The organism is Clostridium sp. CTA-17, from assembly GCF_054767895.1.
Genome location: NZ_BAAABF010000004.1, coordinates 314,209 through 324,948 on the forward strand (window position 1 = coordinate 314,209; position 10,740 = coordinate 324,948).

9 protein-coding genes, 1 tRNA gene and 1 rRNA gene are annotated in these 10,740 nt (G+C 27.8%); 3 read left to right on the plus strand and 8 right to left on the minus strand.

The window, feature by feature from the left end; translation table 11 throughout:
- Nucleotide 1: 1 nt before the first annotated feature.
- Nucleotides 2–1,021 (minus strand): tRNA (adenosine(37)-N6)-threonylcarbamoyltransferase complex transferase subunit TsaD, encoded by a 1,020-nt coding sequence (gene tsaD, locus ACYUCG_RS09600; RefSeq protein ID WP_003452273.1) that lies wholly within the window; start codon nucleotides 1,019–1,021, stop codon nucleotides 2–4.
- Between the two features lie 141 nt (nucleotides 1,022–1,162).
- Between tsaD and ACYUCG_RS09605 the strand changes: the two genes are divergently transcribed.
- Both ACYUCG_RS09605 and ACYUCG_RS09610 read left to right on the plus strand, forming a co-directional pair.
- A complete protein-coding gene (locus ACYUCG_RS09605; RefSeq protein ID WP_003471106.1) occupies nucleotides 1,163–1,795 on the plus strand; it encodes a RusA family crossover junction endodeoxyribonuclease in 633 nt (210 codons plus the stop codon).
- A gap of 8 nt (nucleotides 1,796–1,803) precedes the next feature.
- Nucleotides 1,804–2,364 (plus strand): SGNH/GDSL hydrolase family protein, encoded by a 561-nt coding sequence (locus ACYUCG_RS09610; protein ID WP_423777038.1) that lies wholly within the window; start codon nucleotides 1,804–1,806, stop codon nucleotides 2,362–2,364.
- Nucleotides 2,365–2,500: 136 nt separating this feature from the next.
- Here the strand turns inward: ACYUCG_RS09610 and ACYUCG_RS09615 are convergent, their stop codons facing one another.
- The gene (locus ACYUCG_RS09615; protein ID WP_240298773.1) at nucleotides 2,501–3,463 is read right to left on the minus strand and encodes an NAD(P)/FAD-dependent oxidoreductase; all 963 of its coding nucleotides are present in this window, start codon (nucleotides 3,461–3,463) and stop codon (nucleotides 2,501–2,503) included.
- Nucleotides 3,464–3,494: 31 nt separating this feature from the next.
- Nucleotides 3,495–4,067 carry a sulfurtransferase-like selenium metabolism protein YedF gene (gene yedF / locus ACYUCG_RS09620; RefSeq protein ID WP_460268507.1) on the minus strand — a complete coding sequence of 191 codons (573 nt, stop codon included), beginning with the start codon at nucleotides 4,065–4,067 and terminating at the stop codon, nucleotides 3,495–3,497.
- Between the two features lie 181 nt (nucleotides 4,068–4,248).
- Between yedF and ACYUCG_RS09625 the strand changes: the two genes are divergently transcribed.
- Nucleotides 4,249–6,138 carry an LTA synthase family protein gene (locus ACYUCG_RS09625; RefSeq protein WP_415319035.1) on the plus strand — a complete coding sequence of 630 codons (1,890 nt, stop codon included), beginning with the start codon at nucleotides 4,249–4,251 and terminating at the stop codon, nucleotides 6,136–6,138.
- Nucleotides 6,139–6,277: 139 nt separating this feature from the next.
- Here the strand turns inward: ACYUCG_RS09625 and ACYUCG_RS09630 are convergent, their stop codons facing one another.
- The 5 genes from ACYUCG_RS09630 to ACYUCG_RS09650 form a co-directional block, all read right to left on the minus strand.
- Nucleotides 6,278–7,801: a hypothetical protein gene (locus ACYUCG_RS09630; protein ID WP_460268508.1), complete on the minus strand. Its 1,524-nt coding sequence runs from the start codon at nucleotides 7,799–7,801 to the stop codon at nucleotides 6,278–6,280.
- 16 nt (nucleotides 7,802–7,817) lie between these two features.
- Nucleotides 7,818–9,233, minus strand: a complete 1,416-nt coding sequence (locus ACYUCG_RS09635) for a sensor histidine kinase (RefSeq protein WP_240298776.1) — start codon at nucleotides 9,231–9,233, stop codon at nucleotides 7,818–7,820.
- A 173-nt stretch (nucleotides 9,234–9,406) separates the two neighbouring features.
- Complete coding sequence (locus ACYUCG_RS09640; protein ID WP_060795475.1) at nucleotides 9,407–10,090, minus strand: response regulator transcription factor; 684 nt, start codon at nucleotides 10,088–10,090, stop codon at nucleotides 9,407–9,409.
- Nucleotides 10,091–10,412: 322 nt separating this feature from the next.
- A tRNA-Asn gene (locus ACYUCG_RS09645) sits at nucleotides 10,413–10,487 on the minus strand.
- A gap of 54 nt (nucleotides 10,488–10,541) precedes the next feature.
- Nucleotides 10,542–10,740: ribosomal RNA gene (locus ACYUCG_RS09650) — 23S ribosomal RNA — on the minus strand; the annotation flags it as partial.

Here is a 10,740-nt window from a genome sequence, read left to right on the forward strand (position 1 = left end):
CCTATCTTTCTCCTAATCTTAAATTAGGTTTTGCATTAAGACTCATTTCAGATACATTTCCTTTTAATAATTCAAAATATGCAGCACTTCCTATCATGGCAGCATTATCTGTACAAAGTATTGGTGATGGGAATAAAACCTTTATTCCTCTCTTTTCTCCTTCTCTAAGAAGATTTTCTCTTAAAGCACTATTAGAAGCAACTCCACCTGCAATGGCTATTTTATCTGCCTTTCTCATCTTACAAGTTTTTATTGCATTATCAGTTAATACTTCAACTACGGCCTTTTGGAAACTAGCTACAACATCAGCTTTATTTATTTCTTCATTTTTCATTTCCATCTTATTTAGATAATTTAAGACAGCTGATTTAACTCCACTAAATGAAAAATCTAAGGTATCATCATGGAAATTAGCTTTTGGGAATTTTATAGCATCACTATTTCCTTCCTTAGCTAATTTATCTATTTTAGGTCCTCCTGGATATCCTAATCCTACGGCTCTTGCCACCTTGTCAAAAGCTTCTCCTGCTGCATCATCTCTTGTTTCACCTATTATTTCAAACTTTCCATAGTCTTCAACATGGACTACAAAAGTGTGTCCTCCTGAAACAACTAAACAAACAAAAGGTGGTTCTAAGTCTTTATGATCTATAAAGTTAGCACTTATATGCCCTTCTATATGATTAACTCCTATTAATGGTTTATCTAAAGAGTATGCTAATCCTTTAGCATATTGAAGTCCTACTAAAAGTGCTCCAACTAAACCAGGACCATATGTAACTGCTATTGCATCTATGTCATCAAATGTTACTCCTGCAACTTCTAAGGCTTCCTCTACTACTGCATTTATAGCTTCTATGTGTTTTCTTGATGCAACCTCTGGAACTACTCCACCAAATTTTGTATGTATATCTATCTGAGAAGATATTATATTTGATAAAACTTCTCTACCATTGACTACTACAGCTGCCGCCGTTTCGTCACAACTACTTTCTATTGCTAATATAATTTTTTTATCCATTTTTATCCCTCTTAATTTTAATTTTTCATGTAAACATAGAGTATTATACTTTATCTGTTAAATACTTTCAAGAAATGTAAATACATAATGTTACATTATGATATAATCTATATTATTATATCATATGATTGGAGGTTTACTATGAATTCATACGCAAAAGTTATAGTAAAAGGCTCACCTATTACTAAATCAAATTTCAAGCTATCAAATGCACAGGGTAGAGCAATTTTACCATCCAATTCTGGAAAATATCATGATAGATATGCATTGTATGAAGAGCAAATTGCTTACGAAGCAAGAATTCAAAATCCTAATGTTATTTTAGAAGAATCTTTAATAGCTGTGTTAAAAGTTTATTATAAAAGTTCTAAGAGACATCCCGATACAGGTAACATAACAAAAAGTATCTTCGATGGAATTGAAAAGAGTGGATTAATAATAAATGATATGCAAATAAGAAGAATAATAACAGAGGAATTTTATGATAAAGAAAATCCTAGATTTGAATTAGAACTTTTTGGCGAAAGTTCTTATAGTTTTAATTATGAAATAAATAAACGTGAAGAAAAAGTTGAAAAACTTCTTTATTCACCACCACCTAATAAAAAAAGAAAAACTACTAATACTAATAAAGAAGAAAAAAGTTCTTCCATAAATAAAGAAAGTTCAAATAAGGTATGTGCTATTTGTAATAAAGCTATTATTGGAAATGATTTTGTTACAGCTAATAAAGGGACAACCATTATTTGTAAAAAATGTTTACTAAGAATGTAGGTGATTATATGAATATAATTTGTATAGGAGACTCCCTTACCTTTGGCTATGGTGTAGGACAAGAAAATTCTTGGGTTTCTCTTTTAAATGATGAAAAAAACAAATTCATAAACAAAGGGGTTAATGGTGACACTTCAACTGGTATTTTATCTAGAATATATGAAATCTTAAAATCAAGTGATTCTAAGATTTGTTTAATTATGTGTGGCTCAAATGATATTATAATGAATAAATCTATTAGTTCAATTATTGATAACATAAGGTTAATGACTGATGATTGTAATTCACTTAACATAAAACCAATAATTTTATCTCCCCCTAAAATATATGGTGATTTAGCTATTAAAAGGTGGAATTCTTCTATTGATTATGAAAAATGTAATTCTAAGCTAGAGAATTATACTAGAGAATTAAATTTATTCTGTGAAAAAAACAATTTGTTATTTATAGACTTAAACTCTAATCTTCCTTTTGATTCTTTAAATTATACTGATGGATTGCACTTAAGCATAAAAGGAAATATATTAGTATCTAACTTAGTAAGAATGAGTTTAAAAAATTATCTTTAATTCTATACCTTTGAAATTTTGAAAATTTCACTAAAACAAATATTTCTTTGTAATTATAGCCTTCTTTAAAGCATAAAATAAGACTAAAATTCAAAATTAACTTAAATATTAATCTGAATTTTAGTCTTATTAAAAATTACTTTTCAAGATACTCTTTAATGGCATCTCCAACTTTAAATCCTTCTTTTGTTGCTAAGTCAGATAGTTCATAGGCATGCAGAACATTTCCACAAGCAAATATTCCACTTTCTGATGTTTCAAAGTTTTCATTTACTAAAATAGTTTCGCTACTATTAGATATTCTTAATCCCATCTTTTTACCTAAAGCACTTTCTGGTATCCATGGAACTGATATTAAAAGTGAATCACATTTTATAAAACTTTCCTCTTCTCCACCTTTACTTATAATTACTCCCTCTACTCTTTCAGTACCTAAAACTTCATTTACTGTATATCCAAGTTTAACAGGAATATCAAAGGCTTCAATTATATTTTCCACAATATATTGAGAAGAATTTAAATAATCCTTACTTTCAATTATGGCTTCTACTTTAGCTCCCTCTATAATAAGCCTTCTAGCTACAATCATATCACTATCATGTGAACCTATTATAACTATCTTTTTCCCAGGAAGATAACCATAAAGATTTATAAATCTATGAGCAGTTCCTGAAGTATATATACCTGTAAATTTATTTAAAGGAACACTTACATTTCCCTTAAACTTTTCCCTACTTCCAGTAGCTAGAACTATTGCTCTAGTTTTCATATTTTTCATACCTTCATCTGGATTAACATAACTTATTTCTTTATCTTTAGTTATCTCTAATACAGTAGTATTTAATTTAACATCTATGCCTAACTTATAAACTTTATCAACTAAATACTCTACAAATTCACTTCCAGTAACAGCTTCTCCTAAAATTTCTTTTCCAAAGCCGCAATGTATGCAGTGATTTAAAACTCCACCTAAAACATCTTCTCTTTCAAGAAGCAGAACTTTTCCTATGCCATTTTCTTTTGATTTTATAGCTGCTGCCATTCCACTTATTCCGCCACCAACAACTACAACATCATACTCACATAAAATATTCTCCATACTCTAAAAATATTTTCTCCTCTCAAAAGTATTATAACTTTATTACCTTATTAGAAGTATTCATAGATTCAACTATAGTGTACATATTGCTTATTTCTCCTATAGCTAAATCATCCTTTATTCCATAAAAATCTAAGCAAGTTCCACAACTTAGTATCTTAACTCCACGCTTTTCTAAGTTTTGTAATGATTCTAAAACTTCTGATCCTTTAACAGTAAGCTTAACTCCACCATTTAAGAATATAAGTTCCTTAGGTATAATATCACTTTCTGATAATGTATATAAATATCCCTTCATAAGTATAGCACCTAAATCATCATTACCTTGACCTAATTTATCAGTACCTACTACTATTACAAAGTCATCTTCATTCTTTTCTATTTTATTCTCACCATTTTTTTCTATTTTAATTATATAATTTCCCTCTTTTTCTGAAGCATCAAAATTATATCCACATCCTTCTGCATACTTACAGATATTATTTTTTGCTACTTCATTATCAACTAATACTTCTGCAACCCCTTCTTCTATTGAATCAAAATATTTTTTTGTATTTATAACTGGCATTGGACAAGCCATACCTAAACAATCTATTTTTTTCATGACCTCACCTCTTAAAATAATCTATATTATAAAGATATCACATTTTTATGAATTGAGAAAATCAAAGTTATTCTAAAAAAGTTCTTTTTAAACTTTTTTGTAATAATTCCTTCATACTATGAACATATTGTTTTATGATATAATATTAACAGCTTTGAATAATAAAAGAAGGGGTGTTTCAATGCAAGAAAAAGTTAAATTAAATAATAGGCTTTCTAAATTTAAGGAGTCTCTTAATAAAAATGCTTTAATAAGACTAGGTTTTTACATATTTACTCTTATAGCCATAGTTTTAAAAGGAGCACTTTTTTTAGGTTTCTCTTTAAACCAAAACCTTTACACACTTAATTTTGGTTTAGGATATAGACAAGCTTCTTATTTTATTAATTATTACATAGCATTTGCAGCAATATTTGTAAGTATATGTTTTTTATTTAAAAACAAAGGTAAATTTTTCTCATTAATAATTGTAGATTTATTTATAACCTTAATTACCGTAATGGATATTTGGTATTTTAGAGGATTCCAAACAGTTCCATCAGTAATGCTATTAAAACAAACTGCTAACTTAGATAATCTTGGAGATAGTATTTTTTCAATGGCTAGTCCATATGACTTATTATTCTTCGTAGACTTTATTGTTTTAATAATAGCTTTTATAATTTTTAGAAAAAGCTTTAAAAACTGTAAGTCTAATTGGAAAGGTACTTTAATTGTTTTACTTGTATCAATTTGTTATATAGGCTATGTTCCTTTTAACGTTAATGTATTAAAGAGAGAAAATGTTAAAAATTCATACTTATTTAGTAACTATGATCCAACTAACACAGTAGAATACTTCTCACCAATTGGTTATCATATTTTTGATATATATAATGTTTATAAGAATTCTAAGCCATATAAAATGACAGCTGATGATGAAGCAAAAATAAAAGAATATTATGATTTCAAAAATGAGAATCTTCCTGATAATCAATTTAAGGGAATGTTCAAAGGAAAGAACTTAATAGTAATACAAGTTGAGTCCCTTGAAGACTTTGTTATAAATAAAAAAGTAGATGGACAAGAAATAACTCCAAATATAAATAAGTTATTAAATAATTCAATTTACTTACCTAATATATTTGAACAAGTTAATGAAGGTACAAGCTCTGATTCTGACTTAATGGTTAATACTTCTATGTTACCATTAAGACAAGGAAGTACGTTCTTTAGAAACCCAGCTACAACTTATAACTCATTACCTAATATCTTAGAAAAAGATGGCTATAGCACTATTGCTATCCATTCAGATAAAGGTTCTTTCTGGAACTATGCTCAAGGTTTAAATGGTATAGGTTTTGATAAGTTTGTAGATTACTATTCATTTGATCGTGATGAAAATATAGGACTTGGATTAAGTGACGGAAGCTACTTTAGACAAATTGAACCAATGATTAAAGAATTAAAACAACCATTTTATGCATTTACAGTTACTTTAACAAGCCACGGACCATTTGATTTACCAAAGGAATACCGTGAATTAAAACTTAGCCCTGAACTTGATGACAATGTTTTAGGAGGATATTTCCAAAGTGTTCACTATACAGATGCTAAAATAGGAATGTTCATAGAATCATTGAAAAAGGATGGTCTTTTAGATAATACTGTTATTGCAATAGAAGGTGACCATGCTGGTCCTCATAAATACTATAACAGTAAGATAGAATCACTATCTAATCCTGAATCTTGGTGGTTAGACAATGGAAATCATACAGTTCCATTAATTATCTATAATCCAAGCATTAAGACACCTGTAAAAGACGATGTTTACGGTGGTCAAATAGATATAATGCCAACTCTTTTATATTTATTAGGCGTAGATAATAATGTATATCAAAATACAGCTTTAGGTAGAAATCTATTAAACACTAAGAGATCTTACGCTGTTTTAACTGATAAAACAATTAAAGGTGAACTTACAGATAAAGAAAAAGAAATAGTAGGCAATGTATTAGATTTATCTGATAAAATGATTAGAGCTGATTATTTTAAAGATAAAATACCTAATGATACTTCTAAAAATAATTAAAAAAGAGAGCTGAATTTTATAATTCAGCTCCTTTTTATTTTCTAGAGACATCAAACTAAAAAAACAGTAGATAATTTTGTTTTTTACCCCAAACTATCTACTGTCCAATATTTATACTTTAATAATAAATTATTATATTCTATTCGTTTATTTTCTTAGCCCCATATACATTTTCAACAGTCTCATCCCAATACTTTACATAGTCTCCTACAGCCCATTCAGCCATTACAATCTTTTCATCGTTATTTATATTTATTTCACCTAATCTTTCACCAATTCTGCCATCAATAACTTTATATATTGATAATTTATCTTTAGCTAATGTTATGGCTATTTTTCCATTTGGTGCTGTAACAACATCTCTAACATCTCTTCCAAGAGATAAAACCTGACTCCATGGAACTGCCAAAGTATCATAATTTATTAATATAGGAACTGGATTTATATTTATGTCAAAAGTTTTAGGATAATCTAATGAATTCTTTTCATTTAATATTCCTTCTAAATGCCAATTACCATTTTTTCTTTGAAGGGTTATATTGGAGTATTTATTTTTAGAATAATACTCTCTTCCATCAATATCATACTTTTGAATAGCATTATTCTCACTCTTATTATAATTTCCCTCTTGTTCTTTTCCAAAAAGATTTACTATATCCATACTCTTATGAGTATCCATAGTATCAATAGGAATTATACTATATTCATTAAAAGTACCTCTAAAATCATCACTTCCAGAATAAGATTCCAATCCTATATAGTCATTTCCTACAAATGTTATTTCTTCGTATATTCCTGCCGTATTCTTTTCACCTTTTATTTCCTTCTTATCATTAGGATCCTTCTTTTTGCTTGTAACCTTAAGTTTATTTTCTATTTTACCATCATCTAACCTTGAACTTAAACTTATATTAGAGAATCCATTTATTCTTGGTAATAAGAGAGAATTATTTAAAACCATTACTGGTTGTAATTCATTATTAATTACAGAAATCCATAAAGTTTTATAAGAAGCTTCTTCTAAATTATCATCTTCTATATGTGCAGGTTCTTTAAGCCCAAGTAAAATTCCTACATCCTTTTGATAATACTCAGGACTTATACTATTTTCACTCTTAGTCTTATTAGCAATACCTGCATTTTCTGATTCCTTAACCGCTTGCTTTGGAACCACATCAGAAACTTTCTTTAGCTTAATAAGATTATCAGATAATAATAAATATGCTTCACTGTCATTAATTGAAATAATACTTAAATATGTTTTATTACTATCATATATAGAATTTACATCTATATATTCACTTTTTATCGTATCCTTTATTTCATCTTTTATTGATATGTTATCTATCTCTTTAAAAAATACATCTCTTTCCATCCTCTTTAATTTAAAACTTGGATTAACTATGCTAATATCATTTGCAACTACGCCATCCTTACTTATATTTACAATATCACCTTTTCCTAAATGAAAAGCACCACTTATGCTACTTGAATTATTTTCATCACTATCATGTAACTTGCTTACTACTTCCCATTCCCCCAATATCTTTATATTATCTGACTCTGGTGGAGTTATTTTAGATATATCAAAAGATTCTTTTGGAGAACACCCAGTCATAAAAAAGCTAATAATAGTAAAGAAGATTACAAAAATTTTCTTCATAAAACACCTCTTTTGATTAGTTTAAATCCTCCTCAACACCCCTAATTAATTTCTTAGGTAAATATATAACAACTTTTGTTCCTTTACCTAATTCACTATAGATTTCTAAAGACCCATCATGTAAAGCTATAATTTCATCACATATAGATAAGCCTATTCCATTTTGTGACTTTGAATTTTTACCCTTATAAAATTTCTCTTTTACTCTAGGTAACTCTTCTTTACTTATTCCACATCCAGTATCAATTATGTTTATATATATTCCTTCATCAGCATACACAAACTCTATTATTATCTTTTCATTTTCATGGGTAAATTTAAAGGCATTATCTAATATATTTATAAATACTTGCTTTAATCTGTCTTTATCTCCTACAATTATAAAATCCTCTGTGACTCCTTTTAGTATAAGTTCTTTATGTTCTCTTTCTGCCCTAGGATTCATATATAATCTTAAGTATTCTATAAATTCTTTTAGGTTTATCTCTTCATATTTTAATTTTATTTTTCCACTGACAAACTTTGAAAAATCTAATAACTCCTCTACCATATTACTTAATCTATCAGCTTCTTTTTCAATTATGTCAAATCCCATCTTTAAAGTTTCTCTATCTGTAAAATCATTATTTAAAGTTATTGCCCATCCTTTTATTGATGTTAATGGAGTTCTAAGCTCATGAGAAACCGAAGAAATAAATTCATTTTTTAATATTTCCCTATTTTCAATTTCTTCTGCCATTATATTAAGACTATCCGCTAACTTTTCAATTTCATCATTAGTAACAATTTTATTTCTTACTTTCAGATTTCCCTTAGCCATTTGTTCAGAAACTTTTATTAACTCCGTAATTGGATTTACTATACTATTAGCTAAGAAGTAACTTAATATTATACCTATAGCTAAAACAGTTAATCCTATTACTAAAAATACTAAAAAGAAATTTAATATAAAGTTATCTACATTTCTAAGTGAACTTATATATCTAATAACCCCTACAATTTCATTTGAAGAATTTCTAAGTGGTTCTGAAATGGCCATTACTTTACCAGTATAATCTGGAACTGTTCCAACCCATTTTGCTGTATCACCTTCTAAAGCTCTTTTTACATCTAAAGGTGTATTATAATCTTTAGGCTCTAACCCTATAGAATCCATTATTAATTGCCCTTTTAAGTTATAAATTTGAACTTGAGCATCTGTTTGCTTCCAAAATATATCTACATCTTCATAAACATTTTCTTCTAGACTAACATTTGATAAATATCTTTTATAAAAATCTACAGATATATTAATTTGACTTAATAATATTTCCTCTGTATTTTGATAATAATATCTAGAAATAAAAATCAAAAACATGGCTGAAACTATAATAATAGTTGATAACAAAAGAACTAAAAAGTTTTTCATTAGCCTAGTCTTTATACTCTTCATAAAATATGCTCCTATCTTTCAGTTATATATACATTAACAATCTTAAACTTTTTAAAATCATATCTACTTAATCTATATTTTATCTATTTCTAAATAATGTAATATATAGCTTTATCCTTTCCATCTAAATCCTTTTCTAATCATAATACTTTAGGATTTTTTATAAAAAATCTTTATCTCTTCCACCTATATCCTGTTCCCCATACAGTTTCTATATATTTAGGTTTTGAAGAATTATCCTCTATCTTAGATCTCAATCTTCTTATATTAACATCTACTATCTTTGGATCTCCAAAAAAGTCTATTCCCCATACTAAATTCAATAATTCATCTCTAGTAAATGCTTTTCCTGGGTTTTGCATAAATATTTTCATTAGTAAAAATTCTTTAGGAGTTACATCTATTTCTATATTTTCTTTATATAAACTTTGAGAATATAAATCTAATTTAAAGTTATCTACTTCTATACAATCACTATTATTTTCTTCACTTATTCCTTCTAGCCTTCTTATTAATGCTTTTACTCTTAAAGTTATCTCTAGTGGATTAAATGGTTTTAAAACATAATCATCTGCTCCAAATTGAAGTCCCATTATTTTATCCATATCTTCACCTTTAGCAGTTAACATTATTATTCCCATTCTAGGAAAACTTTCTCTTAACTTTTGACATACTTCAAATCCATTCATGCCAGGTAACATAACATCAAGTATTGCTATATCCGGTTTTTCTATTAAAGCCTTTCTTACTCCTTCCTCTCCACTTTCACATTCTATAACTTGAAAGTTTTCTCTTTGAAAATTTATTCTTAAAAAGCCTCTTATACTTTCTTCATCTTCTACTAATAAAATCTTCATCTCTATTCTTCAACTCCTTATATATAATTTTTAAATTTAAATATATTAAATTCTTTAATTACATTAATTATGTAATAATATTGCGTTGTTCCTTTTTAATTATACCAATACAACTAAAGTTTTTTGTTAATAAAAAAAGATATTATTTTATCCTTTCTTAATTATATACAATATTACACTTTCTTTAATTACAAATAGCTTACACTAAAAATACTACATGAAACAAAATTTTCTCTAAATACAAAAAAAGTTATAAATTAATATAATTATTAATTTATAACTTAAATAATCTATTTTAAATTAAATTTTTGCAAAAAAAAAATGGCTCCTCGGAGAGGACTCGAACCTCCAACCTATCGGTTAACAGCCGAGTGCTCCACCATTGAGCTACCGAGGAACATTTTATTGAAAGATTTTGTTCTTTCAAAATTGCACATAATTAATACTATACTTGGTCAAGCCCTCGATCTATTAGTATCGGTCAGCTGAACATGTTACCAYGCTTACACCCCCGACCTATCAACCTTGTGTTCTTCAAGGGATCTTACTAGCTTACGCTATGGGAAATCTCATCTTGAGGTTGRCTTCACGCTTAGATGCTTTCAGCGTTTATCCATTCCCGACTTAGCTACCCAGCTGTGCTCCTGGCG

What these genes read in the sequence shown, in the direction of transcription:
- tsaD (WP_003452273.1), bottom strand. Translation starts at nt 1,021, where the DNA reads ATGGATAAAAAAATTATATTAGCAATAGAAAGTAGTTGTGACGAAACG.
- ACYUCG_RS09605 (WP_003471106.1), top strand. Translation starts at nt 1,163, where the DNA reads ATGAATTCATACGCAAAAGTTATAGTAAAAGGCTCACCTATTACTAAA.
- ACYUCG_RS09610 (WP_423777038.1), top strand. Translation starts at nt 1,804, where the DNA reads ATGAATATAATTTGTATAGGAGACTCCCTTACCTTTGGCTATGGTGTA.
- ACYUCG_RS09615 (WP_240298773.1), bottom strand. Translation starts at nt 3,463, where the DNA reads ATGGAGAATATTTTATGTGAGTATGATGTTGTAGTTGTTGGTGGCGGA.
- yedF (WP_460268507.1), bottom strand. Translation starts at nt 4,067, where the DNA reads ATGAAAAAAATAGATTGTTTAGGTATGGCTTGTCCAATGCCAGTTATA.
- ACYUCG_RS09625 (WP_415319035.1), top strand. Translation starts at nt 4,249, where the DNA reads ATGCAAGAAAAAGTTAAATTAAATAATAGGCTTTCTAAATTTAAGGAG.
- ACYUCG_RS09630 (WP_460268508.1), bottom strand. Translation starts at nt 7,801, where the DNA reads ATGAAGAAAATTTTTGTAATCTTCTTTACTATTATTAGCTTTTTTATG.
- ACYUCG_RS09635 (WP_240298776.1), bottom strand. Translation starts at nt 9,233, where the DNA reads ATGAAGAGTATAAAGACTAGGCTAATGAAAAACTTTTTAGTTCTTTTG.
- ACYUCG_RS09640 (WP_060795475.1), bottom strand. Translation starts at nt 10,090, where the DNA reads ATGAAGATTTTATTAGTAGAAGATGAAGAAAGTATAAGAGGCTTTTTA.